Here is a 19,080-nt window from a genome sequence, read left to right as displayed (position 1 = left end):
GCCGGATCAAGCCACGCGCTGCATCCGCGTCTGCCGGTACAGGCCCGCGATCAGATCCGACTGCGTGACGATGCCGGCAAGCCGATGATCGGCGTCGACCACCGGAATATGGTGATGGCCCCGATCCGCGAACAGCGGCACGAGCGCCGCGATGGGCGTCGTCGTGCGAACCGTTTCGACATGCGTGGCCATCAGCGAACGGATCTCGCGCGCAGAAGCGGGCTGGATGGCCCCGCGCCAGCGCGGGCGGCCGTGTGCGGCGAGGTCCGCGCGGGTGACGATGCCGACGACGCGCGACGACGCATCGACGACCGGCAGCGCCTTGATCCGATGCCGATTCAGCAGCGCGAGCGCGGCGGACGCCGGCGCTTCGGGTCGCACGCTCAACGCGGGACAGGTCATCACGTCGGCCGCCGACAGCGTGTCGAATGTCCGCGCATACGCGTGCATTTCGGCGTCCTGAACCAACGCTTCGAGATCGTCGGGCGCAATGTCGAGCCATTCGTCCCGTCGCCGCAGCGCCTCCTCGAGATCGGCCCGGGTGAAGTCCATCGCAACAGGCTGCGGCGGGCCGCCGTGCTGCGCGCCCGGCTTCGCAAGCGCGTTGCCATGCGGATAACGGTGCCCCGTCAGCGCGTGATAGACGAGCGCCGCGCCAAGCAACGCCATCGATTGCAACAGAATCGGGACGACGATGAAATGAAAGCCCAGCGCATGGATCGCGGGGCCGCCAATGACAGCCGTCAGCGCAACCGCGCCCGATGGCGGATGAACGCAGCGAAACGCGAACATCCCGGCGATGGCAACCGCGATCGCCGCCGCCGCTGCAAATACCGGATCGCCAATCCATCGCGCGCAAGCCACACCGACCGTCGCCGCAACGAAATTGCCGCCGATCAACGACCAAGGCTGAGCGAGCGGACTGGCGGGCACCGCGAACAGCAACACCGCGGACGCGCCCATGGGCGCGACGAGCAGCGGCGCATGTGCGACCTCCCCCGGCATCGCACGCATGATGCAACCGACAAATGCAATACCGACGAACGCGCCGATACAGGAGCGCAGCCGTTCACGCCGGCTCAACGTGACCGGAAGCGGAACGAAATGGTGCAGCCACGTGCATAACTGCGCAAACGGGAAAACGAAGCGAAACGGCATCGGAATGACGAAGTGATGGTCGACGTGCGCCGGCAAGCGGCGGGCGCGGAAATTATATGTGATTGTGATATATTTGGCGACGACCATCCTGATGGGAAGACGTCATTCGCCGCACGCTGGTTGGGGTTGTGCGTTTTATGTTTTGTGCTTTGCGTTGCCTGAGTGCGGGGAAATCGGCAATCGCGTGCTCCTTGGCGGCGACGCACACTACGTCCACGTCTTTCGAACCCGGCGCATGCGACGCTCAGCGTCCGACCCTCATCGATTCCCTTCACTCATATCGCTTTGATATACTCTGTCCTCGTCGGCGGACACCGAATCGATTCGGCCGGCATTTGCCGATCGGCAACATCGAAGCCTGCATTGCTTCGTCTGAAGACTGTAGCCATCCAGCGGAGGCAGCGCTGCGATACAGCTGGGGCGAAGTCATCAACCACGCTTCATGACATATCAGCGCACGTTATTCACACACTCGCTGATATTCCGCCAAGGCAGTTGGGACAAGGCTTGGTTTGACCCGCTTTCATCAAGCGCCGCCCCATGCCGCTCAAACTATCCGCTCCCCGTAGTTCAATGGATAGAACAAGCGCCTCCTAAGCGCTAGATACAGGTTCGATTCCTGTCGGGGGGACCAGTCATGCTCCCAGCCACCCCCAAGATTCACAAGAAATCGCCCGCTCAGGCCCGTGTGGCGGCCTTCTAGCACCCATCGTCACCCAACGTTGCTCAGTGACAGCCGGAGAAAGTGTTGGTATTTTTGTTGGTATCAGCAGATACCAACAATGCCTCTCACCGACGTACAGGTACGGAACTGGCAGCAACCTCAGCTAGAGAAGGCTTCGAGCCGTTCTACGCTCAGGACAACAAGTGCTATTTGCGTCACATGGCCACCAACACAATCGCAACCGCACCGGCAAACCCTCACCGGTCGTTTTCAGCTGCGGAACTAAAGTGGAGAGAGCAATTGATCGCTTATCTCGATCTGGCGTCGGAAGACAAGTTGATTGAGGAGTGTCATCAATGCAGCCCCAGCGCTGCATTGACCGCCTGCACTCCGTCACGGCCGTCGACCGTCATGACGCCCTTGAGCCAAGCACGCCACAGCGCGGGATTGCGTTGCAGCGCGCGGCGCGCGGCTGTCGACGCATCGAGCTTGTCCTGCAACATATCCGCGATGATCCGGTTCTCAAGATCGACGTCGAACGTGAGTTGCGTAAAGAACCGCCCCAGGTTGGCACATTCGCCGGCAAAGCCCGCGCGCGTCACCGTGTTGACTGTCGCGCCGCCATAGTTCGGACCGAAGTACGCATCGCCGAGCGCGAGGTAGCGCAGATGAAACTTCGTGTTCATCAAATGCGGCTCCCACGCGAGAAACACGATCCACTTCCTGTCGCGCCCGGCGCGCTCGACCTGGGTCAGCATGCCGGTCTCGCTCGACTCGACGATCGACCAGTTGCCGAGGCCAAATGCATTGTCGGCGATCATTTTCTTGATGTTCTGATTCGCGGGCGCGCCCGGCTCGATCCCGTAGATGCGGCGGCCGAATTGGTCCGCGCGCCTGGCAAGATCGGCGAAGGTTCGCACGCCGGCGTCCGCGACGTAATCCGGCACGGCGAGCGTAAACTTCGCGCCGCTCAGATTCGCGTGCAGCACGTCGATCGCGTGCTCGTCTACGAACGGCTTCACGAGCGGGCCTTGCGCGGGCATCCAGTTGCCGAGGAACACGTCGATCTGCCCTTTTTTCAGGCCCTGGTAAGTGATCGGCACCGACAGATTCGAGACGCTCTGACGGTAGCCGAGCGCCTTCAGGATCACGCCGGCCACCGCGTTGGTCGCGTCGATGTCGGTCCATCCCGGCCCGGCCATGCGCACCGTCTCGCAGGTTTGCGGTTGCGCCGCGTGCGCGGGCCGCGCCGGCTGCGCCAACGCCAGCATGCCTGCAAGCGCGCACGTCAGCGCGGCAATCCAGCGGCTTTTCATGGTGACCTCCGTATGGCGTAAACGATCAGCGCGCCGCGCGCGGAAAACGTGCGAGTGCCTCCAGCGCATCGAGTTCGAGGTGATTGCGCATGTAGCGCTGGCTCGCATCGTTGAACGGCTGCCAGTCCCACGCGTGGATTCGCCCTTGCGTGGTCGCGGCGAAATGAAAGCGGCGCCGGCGCTGGCTCGCGATCACGTCGCGATGCAGCGCGGGCAGATCCCAGCGGCGCGCGATCTCGGCGCGAAACGCATCTGCGAGCGGCGCAGCCTCGGAATCGGCCGTCAGATTGCGCAGTTCATGCGGATCGCGCGAAAGATCGTAGAGTTGATCCGGATCGGCCGGCGAATGGATGAACTTGCATGCGCCGCGCCGAAGCATCACGATCGGCGCGACGGCCCCTTCCGCCAGATATTCGCCGATCGCCTCGTCATGCCCCGCGTCGCCCCGCAGATGCGCAACGAGGCTTTGCCCGTCGACCGGATCGGGCCACACGGTGCGCCGCTCGCCCATCGCAAGCTCGACGAGCGTAGGCAGCAGATCGACATGCGACACCGACGCCGCCACGCGGCGCGCGGCGAAGCGCCCCGGCGCATGCACGATCAGCGGCACGCGCACGCCGCCTTCGAAGAACGTCATCTTGTACCAAAGGCCGCGCTCGCCGAGCATATCGCCGTGGTCGGACGTGACGATCACGATCGTCTCGCCGGCCATGCCGGTTTGCGCGAGCGCATCGAGAATCGCGTCGAACTGCGCGTCGACATACGACAGCGCGCCGTAATACGCGCGGCGCGCGTGGCGAACTTGCTGTGCGCTCGGCGGCGTGCGGTCGGTCTCGCAAACGCGGCGCAGCCGCTGCGAGTGCGGATCGCTCTCGTCGAACGACAGCGACGTATGCGGCGCATCGATATCTTCGTCGCGATAGCGGTCCCAGTATTCGCGGGTGATCGCATACGGATCGTGCGGATGGGTGAGCGAGGCGACCATGCAGAACGGCCGCTCGTCGCGGCCTGCGGCCCGCTCCCGCGCAAGGTCGAAAAGCTTCTGGCGCGAAGTGAACGTGACCTCGTCGTCGAAATCGAGCTGATTGGTGCGCACGCAGGGGCCGGCGTCGATCACCGAACTCATGTTGTGATACCAGCTAGGCCGGACGTCAGGGCGCTCCCAATCGGGCACCCAGCCGAAATCGGCCGGATAGATGTCTGTCGTGAGCCGCTCCTCGAAGCCGTGGAGCTGATCGGCGCCGCAGAAATGCATCTTGCCCGACAGGATCGTCCGATAGCCGGCCGCGCGCAGATAGTGCGCGAACGTCAGCGTTTGCGCTGGAAATTCCGCCGCGTTATCGTAAGCGCCGATGTGCGACGGCAGTTTGCCCGCCAGCATCGAGAAGCGCGCGGGCGCGCACAACGGGCTCGCGCAATAAGCGGAATCGAACACCACGCCTTCGCGCGCGAGCGCGTCGATGCGCGGAGTCGACGATACGCGGTGGCCGTATGCGCGCAACGCAAGCGGCGTCATCTGATCGGCCATCAGAATAAGGATATTCGGCTTCTTGCTAAGGCTCATGGACCGGGGCGGCTAGAATCGTGACGGATTGCGCAGGAGCGCCACGTTGCACGACACACCGTCCGCCGCGCGACGAACAATGCGCGATGGACAGTTCCATGCGGGCAACCTGCGTGCGTTTCGTCGAGGAACCGACCCGCGTACTATCGCCGCTCGGATATCCCGTGTGAAGACGCCGGGCGCTTATGGAAACATAAGAGGAACTTATGCCGGAACAGGATCGCCTGCCGCCGCTGCCGACGCTGGCGGTATTCGAATCGGCCGCACGCCTCGCCAGCTTCACGGCGGCCGCGCGCGAACTCGGCTCGACTCAGCCGGCGGTCAGTCAGCGGGTCGTTCAACTCGAAACGGATCTGGGCGCGCCACTGTTCGAACGCGGATATCGCGGCGTCACGCTCACGCCCGAGGGCGAGCGGCTGTTCGAGGCGGTGCGGCACGGCCTCGATGCGATTCGCATCGCGAGTGCCGGTATCCGCGCACGCCGCGAGCGCGAAGCGCTGACGATCCTCACCGATTTCGGGTTCGCAACGTACTGGCTGATGCCTCGGCTCGCGCGGCTGAAAGCGGCGTTGCCCGATTTGAACGTGAAGATCGTCACGTCGCAGCATGCGTATGATCCGCAGCGCGACCGCGCCGATATCGCCATCGCATTCGGCAGCGGCGACTGGGCGCCATGCGCGTCGACGCGGCTGTTTCAGGAAGCGGTAACGCCCGTTTGCTCGCCCGCGTTTCGCGCCGCGCATCCGAGCGCCACGTCGCCGTCAGGCTTGGCCGGCCTGCCGTTGCTGCATGTACAGCCAACCGACCCCGAACGCTGGCTGTCATGGCGCGGCTGGTTCTCGGCCCAGTCGCTCGATGCGCCCGACGAGCGGTGCGGGATGATGTTCAACAGCTATGCGCTCGTTATCCATGCCGCGCTGATGAACCAGGGCGTCGCGCTCGGCTGGACGCCGCTCGTCGACGAACTCGTCGCGAACGGCCAGTTGGTCCGGCTGTTCGATGCGCCGGTCACCACCTCGCGCGGCTATTTTCTCGTCCGCCCGGCCGCGCGGCCCGAAGCGGCCGCGGCGCCGCGCTTTCGGCGGTGGCTGCTTGCCGAATGCGGTTGATCAGCGCGGCTAAACGAAATATCCGAAAGCACGCCGACACGCCGCGAAACCGGGCAAAGCCGCCGGCACAGGTTCCTGCCAAGCGGCTGGATTTTGGCGTAGCCTGTTCCCGGAGGCGCGCTTTGCTGCGATGATCGATATCGCGCCAAAGCGCCACAAGCGGCTTGCCGCGTCCGACTCTTGCCCACCTTAGCGCGATGAACCCGAACCTGCCCGATCCGGTCAAGCCCAAACGCCGGCGCCCTTCGAACCTCGCACTCAACGTGTTCGCCGTGCTGATCGGCATCGTCACGTTCGGCCTCGGCGCGGCCTGGGTGATTTATCGCTGGTACGTCGATCGTGAAGCGCCCTACTTCGCGATTCCGCTCGTCTTTTCCGTGCCGGTGATCGTCGCTGTCGCGGTGCGCGGCATCTGGGAATGACGCGCATCCGGCCATGATGCCGCGCTCCGTGATGCGGCGTGCGGCCGATGCCGTGCGGCACGGCGCCCGCAGCCCGGACGGCCGCGCCGACCGTGCGATGTCCGCGCCGGCTCGCGTGTCCGCCGACGGCACGGCCGCGCGCCATCGCCCTGTATCGGCCGCACGCGGCGGCCGGAATGCCCGCGTTTATCGCTCGACGGCCCGCGCGACTTCATTCGACGCGTACCACAGCCGATAGCGCACGTCGAACCCGCTCGGCACATAGACGACGATCGGCAAACGGCTGTTGTAACTCAGCAGATAACCGCTCCCCCTGACGGGCACGAAGTCCTCGCGTGCCGCCTGCGACGGGCACGCCATCAGCGTGGCGGCCGGGCCCTTCGCATCGACGAGGGAATAATACGAATAGCCCCAGCCTTGCACGGTCTCATGCTTAAGATCGCCGCCGAACCAGTGAGAATTGCAGTCAACCTGCATCGTCTTGCCGACAATCAGCTCGACCCGGATGTCGTCCTCCTGACGCTCGGCCGGCAGCGCGATCACCACGCGCTTCTGGCCCGGCTTGGCAGCCGGAAACATCTTGACGTCGTTGGCCGACAGTTTCGGCGCCGATGCCGCATCGGCGGCCGCGTCGGGCGACGGCTCACTCGCCGCGACCGTGAATCCGCAAAAGCCGGCGAATACCGCGACGCAAGCTGCATTGGCGGCAGAACGAATGACTGACTTCATCCAGTACTCCCAAAAAAGTTGACCATGCGCGAAGCGGCACGCGCGCCGCCTGCGTGCCCCAATTATCGCTTACGCGATTGTAATGTGCGGACACAATTCGTCTCGAACTTGGTATAGGCGTGGGCTTCCTAACTCAGTAAAACGACGGGGAAAACAGTAAACAGGGAGAACACCATGCTAAAACGGCTCATTGCGTTGGGGACCGCCGCGCTGCTTGCAGGCTGTGTCGCCGTGCCGGACGGCGGCTACGGCTACGATTACGGACAGCCGGCCTACCCCGGCGGTTATGTGTATGACCAGGGCTACGCCCCCGTGTACGGGACAGTCAATATTTGGGGCGGCGGAGGCGGCGGCTGGCGTGACCACGATCATTGGCGCGACGGCAACTGGCGTGGCGATCGCGGCAATGGCTGGCAAGGCAACGGGCATGGCGATCGCGGTAACGGCTGGCAGGGCGGCCGCGGCAATGGCGGCGGCGATCACGGCAACGGCTGGCAAGGCAATTGGCATAGCGATCGGGGCAACGGCTGGCAAGGCGGCCGCGGCAACGGCGGCGGCGATCGCGGCAACGGCTGGCAGGGCAATTGGCATAGCGATCGGGGCAACGGCTGGCAAGGCGGCCGCGGCAATGGCGGCGGCGATGGCGCCGGCGGCGGCCGGCATTGAGGTTGCTTCCGAGAGATCGGTCCAAGAGACCGGCCGGCCGTCAATTTGCAACGAGATGTATCAAAACGGCTGCCGATGCGCGTGATTCGAAACCGGCAATCGCGCGCCCGCCAATCGCGATTTGATCCCGGATCACGCCCGGCCCCGCTTCGTCCGAGCACGCGTAGCCTCGCGCGTGCGGAGCGCCGATCAACGTGCTCTTACCCGAGCCGGGGCCGCCGGTGACGACGAACCCGCGCCCGACACGTCAACGTCGACCCCGGCGCACGCGTTCAGCGCTGCTCGCCGCGCGTGCGCCGCGCTTTTCACGCATTGGCGATGCGCCGCCCCGCGCGTTGCGTCACCGATGCCGCCGTCGCAACGCTGCGCAGATCGGTGAGGAACGAATCGCGCCATACCGACAGATCGTTGCCGCGCAGCCGCGCGAGGTTGTCCGCGTGGCGCGCCTGCCGCTCGTCGAGCGGCATCGCGAGCGCACGCTCGAGCGATTCCGCCATCTGCGACAAATCGTAAGGATTCACGAGCAATGCGCCCGGCAGTTCCGCCGCCGCCCCCGCGAACTCGGACAGCACGAGCACGCCCGGATTATCGGCATCCTGTGATGCGACGTACTCCTTCGCGACGAGATTCATTCCGTCTCGCAACGGCGTCACGTAGCCGACTTGCGACAGCCGGAACAACGCCATTAGCAGATTGCGCTCGTACTTGCGGTTCAGATACTGGATCGGCGTCCAGTCGAGCTGTGCGAAACGGCCGTTGATGCGCCCCGCCTCGCCTTCGAGCGTCTGGCGAATACGCTGATAGGTCTGCACGTCCGAGCGCGTCGGCGGTGCGATCTGCACGAGCGATACGCGCCCCTGCCAGCCGGGTGCGTTCGCGAGCATCCGCTCGAACGCCTGAAAACGCTCGACCAAGCCCTTCGAATAATCGAGACGGTCGACGCTGATCACGAGCTTGCGATCGCGCATCGAATCGCGCAGCGCCTTGACCGCCTTGCGCGATCCGTACTCGACGGCCGCCTTGCCGATTGCGTCCGGATAGATGCCGATCGGATAGGCCGCGACCTTCACGACCCGGCCGTGCGCATGCAGCATCCCGTCTTCGCTCGACGTGCCGAGCCCACGCCGCTCGATGTAATCGACGAACGACTGCTTGTCGCCTTCCGTTTGAAAACCGACCACGTCATACGCGCACATGAATTTGATCAGTTCTTCGTGTGGCGGCACCGTGCGCAGAATTTCCGGCGTGGGAAACGGAATGTGCAGGAAAAAGCCTATCGGATTTTTTATGCCGAGTTCGCGCAAGCAATGCGCAAACGGCAGCAGATGATAGTCGTGCACCCAGATGATGTCGTCGGGCTGAATGAGCGCGCTCAACTGCTTGGCGAGCGCGGAATTCACGCGCAGATAGCCCGCGTACTCCTGCCGGTCGAAACGCGCGAGATCGACCCGGTAGTGGAACACCGGCCAGAGCGTCGCGTTCGAGAACCCCCGATAGTACTGGTCATAGTCACGCCGCGTCAGGCCGACAGTGGCATAGGTGACCTTGCCGTCGCGCTCGATCACCGGCTCGCCAGCCTCCCCGACGATGTCGCCGCTCCAGCCGAACCAGATGCCGCCCGTTTCCTTCAGCGCGTCGAGCACCCCCACGGCAAGCCCGCCCGCTGTCGGACGCGCATCCTGGCCGGCCGCCACGCGATTCGATACCACGATCAATCTGCTCATTACGGCTACCCTCCTGTTTGCTGATTGCCCGGTACAACGGAAACCGTCCCCGTCGAAGCGAGCAAGTCGCATGCCACTTGCGACATTTCAAGCGTTAAACATGCAAACACATGTAACAACGGCGCGTTCACGCATCCTGATCGATGCCGAGATCGCGTTGATAGTCGAGCCCTTCCGGGCGTGCGCCGCCCTGGTTGTGATCGCCGTCGGACGGATGTGCGGGTGCCGAGCCGGCGGGCGCGGGGGAAGTCGGTGCGTTGACCGGCTGCTGCGAGCCGGTGCCGGCGTCGCGCACCCGTGGTTCGGCGCGCTTGGAGCGGCGCATGGCAGGGTGTCTCATGATCAGCGCGGCGCGTAGCCGCCGTCGAAACAGTCCATGGTCAATTAGTGTAGGAGCCATTCAGTTAGTTCGCGGTAACAATGACATTCAATTTGTAACGATTCGACCCCCGCGCCCTGCTTTGCACCACAATGCCAAAGATTGCCCGCGCGATGCGCGCGGCATACGTTTGTCAATTTTTTGCATTTCTCGTCGGACAATTGCAGAACAATGGCACTACGCTTGCGGTGCCTGCGCCGCAGCGCAGAAAGACAGGATCGCAATCAGGGATGAACCATCGCATCGCAACGCCCGCACGCAGTGGGGCGCGCAGTTGGGCGGCATGGGCCGTGCTCGGCGCCGCCGCATGCTCGGCACTCTTGTCGGGCTGTAACTCGCTGTATAGCGAAGGAGCGACGGCAGGCGCCGGTATCGCCGGCGCGGCCATCGCGTCGAAAGTCACCACAAACGCCTCCGTCGCAACCGGCATCGGCCTCGGCGCCGTCGCCGGCGCACGCGCGGGCGTTCAGTACACTCAGCGCGTCGCGCACCGCTACACGCAGGCGAAGATCGCCGAGGCGGCCGGGCCTCTGGACGTCGGTGGCGTCGCCCCGTGGTCGGCGCATCATTCGTTCCCGATCGAAGACGACGAACACGGCCGCGTGACCGTCAGCCGGCTCATCAGCGTCGGGCCGCTCGACTGCAAGGAAATCGTCTTTTCGGTCGACACCAACGCGAAGCCGGGCGCGCCGACCCAATCGGGCTTCTATATCGCGACGCTCTGCCGGGACGGCCAAACGTGGAAGTGGGCGTCCGCGGAGCCGGCGACCGAGCGCTGGGGAGCACTGCAATGAGCGCGGCCACGCGCGCGGTACTGCCGCTCGCGGCCGCCCTCGCCCTGGCCGCCGCGGCGGCCGGGCTCACCGGCTGCGGTTCGGTCGGCGCGGCAAGCGGCGCGCTCGCGGGCGCCGCGACGGGGTTGGTCACCGCGAACCCCGCGGTCGGCGTCGGCGTCGGCATCGCGGTGCAGGCCGCGACAGACGAAGCCGTCAATCGCACGATGAAGCAGTTGCACAAGAATCAGCAGGATGCGATCGCGCAGGCAGCGGCAGGCCTTGCGGTCGGCGAGACCCGCGCATGGCGGGTAAAGAACGTCGTGCCGCTCGAAAACGGCGAAGGCGAAGTACGCGTGACGCGCGCGTTCACGACGCCGCTTGCGCTCTGCAAGGAATTTGCGTTCTCGGTGAAGGACGGCGCACGCGCCGACTGGTATTTCGCGAGCGCATGTGAAGGCCAGCATGGCTGGCAATGGGCGGCGGCGGAGCCGGCGGTCGAGCGCTGGGGCAATCTGCAGTGATGCGGTGACCGAAGCGGCGTAGCCACGACAAGCCGCGCGCAAGCGCTGCGATCCGATACGTTGCCCACGCCGTTACCGGCTGACATCGCTGGCAGCGCCCACGCCTCGCTGCCAGCGGAAAACATCCCGACAAGCGACAGCAACCGGCGGCTGCGTCGCCACCCCGCGCCGGATCAGGACTCGACGTCCTCGAGACTGAAGATTTCCGTTTGGTCGTTGTACGAGAAGATCTCGCCATACCGGCCCCAGTCGATCACCGCGTCGAGCGTCTCCTCGGCCGCGCCATCCGACAGGAAATCCTCGAGCTCCTGCTCGAAGCGCACGCGCGGCGCACGATGCCCCGGCCGCTCGTTGAGCACCTTCTTGATCCGCGCGGCGAGCGGCACGTGGCGCAGCAGATGCTCGGCGAACATGATCTTGCGCTCCTGCGTGCCGAACTCGGCGAACACGCGCCCGGGCGGGGTCAGGAACACGTCGCCCTCGCGCACGTCGGCGAACCCGAGATGCTGCAGCACTTCGGCGATCGGGAACAGATCGTCGACCTCCAGATGCAGCGTGCGCGCGATTTCCGGCATGTCCGCGCGGCCGTGGTACGGCGCCATCGCCAACGTTTCGATCAAGCCGGCCATCAGGTTCGTCGACACCCGCGGCAGCCAGCTTCCAAGTTCCAGCCCCTTTTTCGTCGCCTCGCCGAGCTGGCGCGCGGTCATCTTCGCGTAGATGTCGTCGACGAGCCGGCGGAACGCCGGGTCGAGGCGATTGCGCGGGTGCTTGAACGGCACCTTGATCTCGGCGATCACGCGGCCCGGGTTCGACGACAGCACGAGAATCCGGTCGCACATGAACACCGCTTCCTCGATGTTGTGCGTGACGATCAGCACCGATTTGATCGGCATGCGGCCCTGCGTCCACAGATCGAGCAAGTCGGTGCGCAGTGTTTCGGCGGTCAGCACGTCGAGCGCGGAGAACGGCTCGTCCATCAAGAGCAGCGTCGGATCGACGACCAACGCGCGCGCGAAGCCCACGCGCTGACGCATGCCGCCCGACAACTCGCGCGGATACGCGTTCTCGAAGCCGTCGAGACCGATCAGGTCGATCGCGGCGAGCGCGCGCTCGCGACGCTCGCGCGCGCCGACACCGAGCGCCTCAAGCCCGGCCTCGACGTTCTGCAACACGGTGAGCCAAGGAAACAGCGCGAAGGTCTGGAACACCATCGCGACGCCTTCGGCCGGGCCCGACAGCGGCTTGCCCAGATACGTGACCTCGCCGCCCGTCGGTTCGATCAGGCCGGCGATGATGCGCAACAGCGTCGACTTGCCGGAGCCCGAGCGGCCGAGCAAGCCGACGATCTCGCCCTCGCGCAGCGACAGGTTCGCGCCGTCGAGCACGAGGAGTTCGCCCTGGGTCTTATTGAAGCCGCGACTCACGTTGTCGACGCGCAGGATTTCGTCGCCCAGGCGCGGCGCGCTCGGCGCCGGGGTCTGAACAGGGGCGTTCACAGCATTCAGGTTTTGCATCGCGTTTCGCTCTCGGTCGGTCTCGATAGGCAGACAGGCAGACAGGTTTCGAATCTCGCTCAATCGAGACGAAGCTTCGCTTCGGCGTACGCGTACAGCGGACGCCACAACAGACGGTTGAACAGCGTGACGAACAGGGACATCACGGCGATGCCGAGAATGATCTTCGGATAATCGCCCGCGGCCGTCGTCTGCGCAATGTACGCGCCGAGACCGTGCGCCTGGATCTTGGTATCGCCCCATTGGACGAACTCGGACACGATGCTCGCATTCCACGCGCCGCCCGACGCGGTGATCGCGCCCGTCACGTAATACGGGAAGATGCCCGGCAGGATCGCCTGGCGCCACCATTGCCAGCCGCGGATACGGAAATTGGTGGCCGCTTCGCGGTAATCGTTCGGGTACGAGGTCGCGCCCGCGATCACGTTGAACAGGATATACCACTGGGTGCCAAGCACGATGAGAGGCGACAGCCAGATGTCGGCGTTCAGGTGGTAGCGCGCGATCACGATCACGAACACCGGAAACAGCAGGTTCGCCGGAAACGCCGCGAGAAACTGCGCGAGCGGCTGCACCTTCTCGGCGAGCGCCGGCCGCAGGCCGATCCATACGCCGACCGGCACCCAGATCAACGACGCGAGCGCGATCAGCAGCGTGACGCGCAACAGCGTGATGAGGCCCAGCACGAACACGCGGCCCACTTCGTCGAGCGTCACCCCGGTTTTCACGTATGCGACCACGCGCCACACCACGTAGAGCGTGCCGGCGATCACGAGAATCGCCCAGCCGATATCGGCCAAGCGCGACGCCTTCTTCTCGACGCGCGGCATCGAGAAGCGGACCGCGTCGAGCGACGGCACGCGCAGCGGAATCCGCGCGGCCTTCGCGAAGAACCAGCCGGCCGGCACGAGAAGCTGATGGATCAGGCGCGTGCGGCGCACCAGATCGAGCAGCCACGATTCCGGCGCGTTGCCCGAACTCGTGTTTTCCATCCGGAACTTGTCCGCCCACGCGACGAGCGGACGGAACAGCAATTGATCGTAAGCGAGGATCACGACGGTCATCGCCAGAATCACCCAGCCGACCGAGCCCAGGCTCTTCTCGGCGATCGCCTGGGCGAGATACGCGCCGATCCCCGGCAGCGTGATCGTATGATTGCCGACCGTGATCGCCTCGGAGGCGACGACGAAAAACCAGCCGCCCGACATCGACATCATCATGTTCCAGATGAGACCCGGCATCGAGAATGGCACTTCGAGCTTCCAGAAGCGCTGCCACGCGGTCAGGTGAAAACCGCGCGAGACCTCGTCGAGATCGCGCGGCACCGTGCGCAGCGACTGGTAGAAGCTGAACGTCATGTTCCACGCCTGGCTCGTGAAGATCGCGAAGATCGCGGCAAGCTCGGCGCCGAGCACGCGGCTCGGGAACAGCGCGAGGAAGAACGTGACCGTAAAAGAAATGTAGCCGAGCACGGGCACCGACTGCAGGATGTCGAGGATCGGCACGAGCACCATCCCCGCGCGGCGGCTCTTCGCGGCAAGCGTGCCGTAGACGAGCGTGAACACGAGCGAGGCGACCATCGCCGCGAGCATCCGCAGCGTCGTGCGCAGCGCGTACTCAGGCAGGTTCGCGGGATCGAGCGAGATCTTCTGCGTGTCGAGCGTCGTGATCGGCGCCATCGTCTCGTGAAAGCCGATCGACGCCATCGCGATCAGGCAGATGATCAGCGGAAACGCGACGAAATCCCAGCGGTTGGGCAATACGCGCCATGCGGACGCATTGGCGGTGCGGTTCGGATCGAGGAGTCCGAGATCCATCAGGCGCCCTCCCCGGCAAAGCCGTGCGAATCAATAAAAGAAGCCAGAAAGAGAATGTGACTCATGGCAAGGCGCACTTGCGCGGTAATTCATTTCGACAGCGACGACGCGAAAGCGGCTGCACGCGCACCGAGGTCGCCGGCTTTCCCCGCGAACGGAACCCACCCGGCTTCGCGACGGCACGACACTACACCATCCGGTATTTCAGGCACAACCTTTTGGGCAACGAATCGAAGAAATCCGGCGTTGCCGCGCAACAATCGCCCGAAACCCGCACACGGGCAGGCGGACGACGAAACGGACGGCAAGCGGACGGCGGACGGACGGATCGACGAGGAAGGGCGTGCGCCGGCTGGCCTCGCTGCTGCGCCGCAACGCCGAATTATGCCGTGATCCGGTGCCGCCGTGAACCCGCATGGCGGGCACCCATGCGGCGACGCGGCGCAGCCGGTGACACCTGACTGGCAGACAGCGCGCCGAAGCAGGTTATGATGGGTGCTGGCTCCGAACGCAAGCGCGGCGGGAAACCGCGCGAGCCGGCAAGAGCCGATGGTCAATCAGCCGGAGGAAATGAATGGCAGGAAATCTGGTTATCGTATGCCGCGACCAGGACGCCGACGCGTTCGATCAACTAATGCACGAGTACGGCTCGTTCCAGACGCGGCTATCGTCGACGGCTTGGTATCTGAACATGAACATCGTTCCCGAGACCCTTCAGGAGACGATCCTCGATCGGCTCGGCAAGTACACGACGCTGTATATCTTCGAAGCAACGAGCGTGACCTACAACACGATCGACAGCAACGCCGCCGAAACACTCAGCACGCTGTTCGGCGAATAACCGGCCCGCGGCGCCCGGCAAAGCCCGGGCGACCGCCCCGCCTGGCGCCCGGGCTTTCAGCCGCGGCGCGCATCAGGGCACCGTCGCCGGTTCCGACTTCGGCATCACGTCGAACGGGAACGTCATCACCACCCGCAGGCCGCCCTGCTCGCGGTTGCCGACTTCGCACGCACCGCCCGTGCGCGCCACCAGCCGATCGACTATCGCGAGCCCCAGCCCGCTATGTCCGTTGCCGCCGCGCGCCGGATCGAGGCGCACGAACGGCCGGGTCGCATCGGCCAGATCGCGCGGCGCGATGCCCTGGCCGTGATCGCTGACCTCGAGGGTGTAGCCGTCGGCGGTCCGCGCCGTCGAAATCACCACGGGCGGCGCGCCATACGCGTGCGCATTGTCGAGCAGATTCGACAGCACGCGGTCGAGCGTCGCGGTGGGCAGCTTGAAGCCCGGCCCGGCCGCCAGCTCGGTCTGCACGGCAGGCGCATTCGGCGCGACCGCGCGGTAGGTGCGCGCGATCCGCTCACACGCCTGATCGACGGGCACGATCTCGCTGCGATCGACGCCGCCGTGCGCAAATACGAGGAACTGGTCGACGATATGCGTCATCGAATCGACGTCGCGCACCACGCCGTCGCGCAGCCGCGCGTCTTCCATCATCTCCGCGCGCAGCCGCATCCGCGCGAGCGGCGTGCGCAGATCGTGCGCGACGCCCGCGAGCATCACGGCGCGATCGTTTTCCGCCCGCGACACCTGCTGCACCATTTGATTGAAACCCCGCGTGAGCTGGCGCAACTCGCGCGGCCCGCGCTCGGCGAGCGGCGGCGGCACCATCCCGCGGCCGAAGCGCGCCACCGCGCGGGCGAGCGAACTCAGCGGCTGCTGCAATTGCCACGCGGCAAACAGCGCGGCCATCACCGCGGCCGAAAAGATCATGGCGAGCCAAATCACCATCCGGTCGAACGAACGCGGCGGCCGCAACGGCTGTACCGGCACGACGATCCAGTTGCGGTCGTCCGGCTGCTTGACCCATACCACTGGCGGATGGCCGGGCGGGCCGACCCGTACTTGCGTGCCGGACGGCAGACGCTCGCGCAGGTCCTCGGTGAAACGCTTGAGCGGCGACGGAAGATCGTCCTCGTTGCCGTCGGCCGGCACATCGCTGCTCGCCGGTGCGACGAGCCGCACGCGCGACGGCAACGGCTGATCCGGCGAGCGCTCGACATGCTGGCGCACCGCGTCGACGAGAAACGCGGCCTCCTCGACTGCATAGCGCGTCTGCACCCGGTTGCGTTCGAGCTTGATCGCGAAGAACCACGCGAAGTGCGACAGCAACAGCACACAGACGACGAGCAGCGCAAGCCGGCCGAACAGCGAATCAATGGGCTTGCGCATGAGCCTCGCCGTTCGGCACGAACACGTAGCCGCGGCCCCGCACCGTCTGAATGAAACGCGGCGTCGACGGATCGGTTTCGAGAATCCGGCGCAAGCGCCACACCTGCACGTCGATCCCGCGATCGGTGCCGTCGTATTCGGGGCCGTGCAGCAGTTCGAGCAGGCGCTCGCGGGTCAGCGTGCGCAACGCGTGGCTGACGAAGATCTTCAGCAGCGCGAATTCGCTGCTCGACAGCGTCGCCGGCCGGCCGTCGACGGCGAGCGTGCGCGCCTGGAAATCGAGCACGAAACGGCCGAATGCGTAAGGCTCGCGCTGCTCCGGCGCGGCGGCCGACGGCGTCGCGCGGCGGCGGCGCAGCACCGCCTGCACGCGCGCAAGCAGTTCGCGCGGATTGAACGGCTTGCCGAGATAATCGTCCGCGCCGAGTTCGAGACCGACGATGCGATCGACGTCGTCCGCGCGGGCCGTCAGCATGATCACGGGGATGTCGTCGCCCGCCGCGCGAAGCTGGCGCAGCGCGCTCAGGCCATCGACGCCCGGCATCATCAGATCGAGCACGATGAGATCGGGGCGCTCGCGTTCGAGGCGCTTTTCGAGCGTCGCGGCATCGTGCAGCACCGATACCTCGATGCCTTGCCGGACGAGATAGTCGCGCAGCAAATCGCGTAGTTCTTGGTCGTCGTCGACGATGAGGATCTGGGTAGTCATGGCGTAAAGTTTACCGTGCAGGTGGGTGGGCGAACACGAAACAAATATCCAAAAGGGTTACTGCGGGTTACCGTGCAAGGCAAGCGTAATGCGGCGTAAACGCAGCTTGCTCATACGTAACACGACGGCGGCGTCGCTTGGCTACGCTGCAACTTACCGGATGCCGGCGGGCGATGCCGCCCCTAAGCCGGCCGCAATACCGGATTTCTCAGAATAGGAGTTGTTTGACATGCAGAAAAAGACTTCCCGCCTCGCTATTGCCGCCGCCGTGCTCGCCCTGTCGTTCAGCGCCGTGTCGCATGCCGCGCCTGCCGACGCGCCGCCGCCCGGCGGCCCTGGCGCGCACCACTCGATGGAAGGCGGCCCGTTCGGCGTGATCATGCGACTGCACGACAAGCTGAATCTGACGGCTGCGCAGGAACAGCAATGGCAGACCGCCGTCAATACGATGAAACAGAACCGCGACACGATGCGCAAAAGCCATGAAGCGCTGCGCGGGCAGTTCCAGGCACAGCAAAACCAGCCGATCCTCGACCTGAGCGCGCTGCACTCGGCGCGTCAACAAGCCGAACAGCAAGATGCGCAACTGCGCGAGCAGACGGCATCCGCGTGGCTCGCGTTCTACAACGGGCTGAACAATCAGCAGAAAACGACGGTCAGCACGGCAATCAAGCAGCAATTCGCGAAGATGGAGCAGCGTCGCGAAAAGATGAAGGAGCGCTGGGAGCAACGCCGCGCGGCGCAGGGCGCGCCGGCCCCCGACGCCGCGCCGCAACAGTGACCGGAGCCGGGCAACGTCAGCCCGGTGACGCGGACAGCGCGGCTGGCACGGCCGGCCGCGCTGCCGCATGTTGAAAAAAACGCCGCGGCGCACTGGCGTGCGCTCGCGGCGTTTCAGCGCCTGCCCGAAGCAACGGCTCGCGCGGCAGACCCGGCCCGCGCCGGCCGGTGGCAGCGCCCGGCCCGATATCACGCCAGATCGAACAACAACACCTCCGCCGCGCTGCCGTGCTCGAACGTGACCGTCTCGACGTCGGCCAGCCGCGCGCCATCCCCGGCATCGAGCGCTTGGCCGTTTACCGTCACGCGGCCGCGCGCGACATGGACATATGCGCGCCGCCCGGGCGGTAACGCGAACTCGATGCGCTCGTCGCCGTCGACGAGACCCGCATAGATCGACGCATCCGCGCGCATCGACACCGAGCCGTCGCGCCCGTCCGGCGATGCGACGAGCCGCAGCCGCCCGCGCTTGTCCTCATCGGTGAAGCGCACTTCCTCGTAGCCGGGCTTGCCGCCGCGCTCGGTCGGAATCAACCAGATCTGCAACAGATGCAGCGTCGTATCCCGCGATGCGTTGTACTCGCTATGAACGATCCCGGTGCCCGCGCTCATGCGCTGCACGTCGCCCGCCCGGATAATCGAGCCGTTGCCCATGCTGTCGCGGTGCGCAAGCTCCCCGTCGAGCACATACGTAATGATCTCCATGTCCCGGTGCGGATGCATGCCGAAGCCGCGCGTCGGCGCGATGCGGTCGTCGTTGAGCACGCGCAGCGGGCCGAAATGAACGTGCTCGGCATCGTAATACTCGGCGAACGAAAAGCTGTGCCAAGTATCGAGCCAGCCGTGGTTCGCATGGCCGCGGTCGTTCGCGCGAAGGATCTGAAACATGGCGTCTCTCCCAAACAAAATTGATACGACTCCAATGTAAGGGCGCCACCCCCTCGCATCAATCGACCTGGATGCACCGATTTGTTGCATCTATCACGCCAATCGGCGCAC

Annotated in this window: 18 protein-coding genes, 1 tRNA gene and 1 pseudogene; 8 read left to right on the top strand and 12 right to left on the bottom strand. The window is 65.3% G+C overall.

Going from position 1 to position 19,080, the window contains the following annotated elements; all coding sequences use genetic code 11:
- Positions 1-6: 6 nt before the first annotated feature.
- The gene (locus BSIN_RS08310) at positions 7-1,158 is read right to left on the bottom strand and encodes an HPP family protein (RefSeq protein WP_089340156.1); all 1,152 of its coding nucleotides are present in this window, start codon (positions 1,156-1,158) and stop codon (positions 7-9) included.
- 559 nt (positions 1,159-1,717) lie between these two features.
- Here BSIN_RS08310 and BSIN_RS08305 point away from each other — a divergent pair.
- A tRNA-Arg gene (locus tag BSIN_RS08305) sits at positions 1,718-1,792 on the top strand.
- Positions 1,793-2,175: 383 nt separating this feature from the next.
- On the opposite strand, the gene choX is transcribed toward BSIN_RS08305, so the two are convergent.
- Entirely contained in the window at positions 2,176-3,138 is a 963-nt protein-coding gene (choX, locus tag BSIN_RS08295) for a choline ABC transporter substrate-binding protein (RefSeq protein ID WP_089340130.1), read from the bottom strand.
- A 25-nt stretch (positions 3,139-3,163) separates the two neighbouring features.
- On the bottom strand, positions 3,164-4,702 hold the full coding sequence (betC, locus tag BSIN_RS08290; RefSeq protein ID WP_089340129.1) for a choline-sulfatase: 1,539 nt from the start codon (positions 4,700-4,702) through the stop codon (positions 3,164-3,166).
- A gap of 206 nt (positions 4,703-4,908) precedes the next feature.
- On the opposite strand from betC, the gene BSIN_RS08285 reads away from it, so the two are divergent.
- Together BSIN_RS08285 and BSIN_RS08280 are read left to right on the top strand one after the other, a co-directional pair.
- Positions 4,909-5,811: a choline sulfate utilization transcriptional regulator gene (locus tag BSIN_RS08285; protein ID WP_089340128.1), complete on the top strand. Its 903-nt coding sequence runs from the start codon at positions 4,909-4,911 to the stop codon at positions 5,809-5,811.
- Between the two features lie 197 nt (positions 5,812-6,008).
- Positions 6,009-6,233 (top strand): hypothetical protein, encoded by a 225-nt coding sequence (locus BSIN_RS08280; protein WP_059520351.1) that lies wholly within the window; start codon positions 6,009-6,011, stop codon positions 6,231-6,233.
- Between the two features lie 186 nt (positions 6,234-6,419).
- Here BSIN_RS08280 and eco read toward each other — a convergent pair whose 3' ends face one another.
- On the bottom strand, positions 6,420-6,962 hold the full coding sequence (gene eco, locus BSIN_RS08275) for a serine protease inhibitor ecotin (RefSeq protein ID WP_089340127.1): 543 nt from the start codon (positions 6,960-6,962) through the stop codon (positions 6,420-6,422).
- Positions 6,963-7,136: 174 nt separating this feature from the next.
- Here eco and BSIN_RS08270 point away from each other — a divergent pair, with 174 nt between their 5' ends.
- Positions 7,137-7,628, top strand: coding sequence for a hypothetical protein (locus BSIN_RS08270; protein WP_089340126.1), 492 nt, complete (start codon positions 7,137-7,139; stop codon positions 7,626-7,628).
- Positions 7,629-7,668: 40 nt separating this feature from the next.
- On the opposite strand, the pseudogene BSIN_RS26440 reads toward BSIN_RS08270, so the two are convergent.
- The 3 genes and pseudogenes from BSIN_RS26440 to BSIN_RS08255 all read right to left on the bottom strand — a co-directional run.
- A pseudogene (locus BSIN_RS26440) lies at positions 7,669-7,848 on the bottom strand (AAA family ATPase); the annotation flags it as partial.
- Positions 7,849-7,933: 85 nt separating this feature from the next.
- On the bottom strand, positions 7,934-9,352 hold the full coding sequence (otsA, locus tag BSIN_RS08260) for an alpha,alpha-trehalose-phosphate synthase (UDP-forming) (protein ID WP_059520354.1): 1,419 nt from the start codon (positions 9,350-9,352) through the stop codon (positions 7,934-7,936).
- A 127-nt stretch (positions 9,353-9,479) separates the two neighbouring features.
- Entirely contained in the window at positions 9,480-9,677 is a 198-nt protein-coding gene (locus BSIN_RS08255) for a hypothetical protein (RefSeq protein ID WP_089340125.1), read from the bottom strand.
- Between the two features lie 284 nt (positions 9,678-9,961).
- Here BSIN_RS08255 and BSIN_RS08250 point away from each other — a divergent pair, with 284 nt between their 5' ends.
- Both BSIN_RS08250 and BSIN_RS08245 read left to right on the top strand, forming a co-directional pair.
- Entirely contained in the window at positions 9,962-10,525 is a 564-nt protein-coding gene (locus BSIN_RS08250) for a hypothetical protein (protein ID WP_059520580.1), read from the top strand.
- Positions 10,522-11,028, top strand: coding sequence for a hypothetical protein (locus BSIN_RS08245; protein WP_059520356.1), 507 nt, complete (start codon positions 10,522-10,524; stop codon positions 11,026-11,028). Before BSIN_RS08250 ends, BSIN_RS08245 begins: the two co-directional genes overlap by 4 nt.
- Before the next feature lie 173 nt (positions 11,029-11,201).
- On the opposite strand, the gene BSIN_RS08240 is transcribed toward BSIN_RS08245, so the two are convergent.
- Both BSIN_RS08240 and BSIN_RS08235 read right to left on the bottom strand, forming a co-directional pair.
- Positions 11,202-12,545 carry an ABC transporter ATP-binding protein gene (locus tag BSIN_RS08240; protein WP_059520357.1) on the bottom strand — a complete coding sequence of 448 codons (1,344 nt, stop codon included), beginning with the start codon at positions 12,543-12,545 and terminating at the stop codon, positions 11,202-11,204.
- 59 nt (positions 12,546-12,604) lie between these two features.
- Positions 12,605-14,362, bottom strand: a complete 1,758-nt coding sequence (locus tag BSIN_RS08235) for an ABC transporter permease (RefSeq protein WP_089340124.1) — start codon at positions 14,360-14,362, stop codon at positions 12,605-12,607.
- A 574-nt stretch (positions 14,363-14,936) separates the two neighbouring features.
- On the opposite strand from BSIN_RS08235, the gene BSIN_RS08225 reads away from it, so the two are divergent.
- The gene (locus BSIN_RS08225) at positions 14,937-15,203 is read left to right on the top strand and encodes a double-stranded DNA-specific endonuclease (RefSeq protein ID WP_059520359.1); all 267 of its coding nucleotides are present in this window, start codon (positions 14,937-14,939) and stop codon (positions 15,201-15,203) included.
- 72 nt (positions 15,204-15,275) lie between these two features.
- Here BSIN_RS08225 and BSIN_RS08220 read toward each other — a convergent pair whose 3' ends face one another.
- Both BSIN_RS08220 and BSIN_RS08215 read right to left on the bottom strand, forming a co-directional pair.
- A complete protein-coding gene (locus BSIN_RS08220; protein ID WP_089340123.1) occupies positions 15,276-16,592 on the bottom strand; it encodes an ATP-binding protein in 1,317 nt (438 codons plus the stop codon).
- On the bottom strand, positions 16,576-17,301 hold the full coding sequence (locus BSIN_RS08215) for a response regulator (protein WP_059520361.1): 726 nt from the start codon (positions 17,299-17,301) through the stop codon (positions 16,576-16,578). The genes BSIN_RS08220 and BSIN_RS08215 overlap by 17 nt, the downstream gene beginning before the upstream one ends.
- Before the next feature lie 229 nt (positions 17,302-17,530).
- On the opposite strand from BSIN_RS08215, the gene BSIN_RS08210 reads away from it, so the two are divergent.
- Positions 17,531-18,082: a Spy/CpxP family protein refolding chaperone gene (locus BSIN_RS08210; protein ID WP_059520362.1), complete on the top strand. Its 552-nt coding sequence runs from the start codon at positions 17,531-17,533 to the stop codon at positions 18,080-18,082.
- Positions 18,083-18,270: 188 nt separating this feature from the next.
- Here the strand turns inward: BSIN_RS08210 and BSIN_RS08205 are convergent, their stop codons facing one another.
- Positions 18,271-18,969 (bottom strand): pirin family protein, encoded by a 699-nt coding sequence (locus BSIN_RS08205; protein ID WP_089340122.1) that lies wholly within the window; start codon positions 18,967-18,969, stop codon positions 18,271-18,273.
- Between the last annotated feature and the right edge of the window lie 111 nt (positions 18,970-19,080).

Origin of the sequence: Burkholderia singularis, assembly GCF_900176645.1 — a bacterium.
Classification (GTDB): Bacteria; Pseudomonadota; Gammaproteobacteria; order Burkholderiales; family Burkholderiaceae; genus Burkholderia; species Burkholderia singularis.
This window is presented reverse-complemented; position numbering and strand designations above follow the sequence as displayed.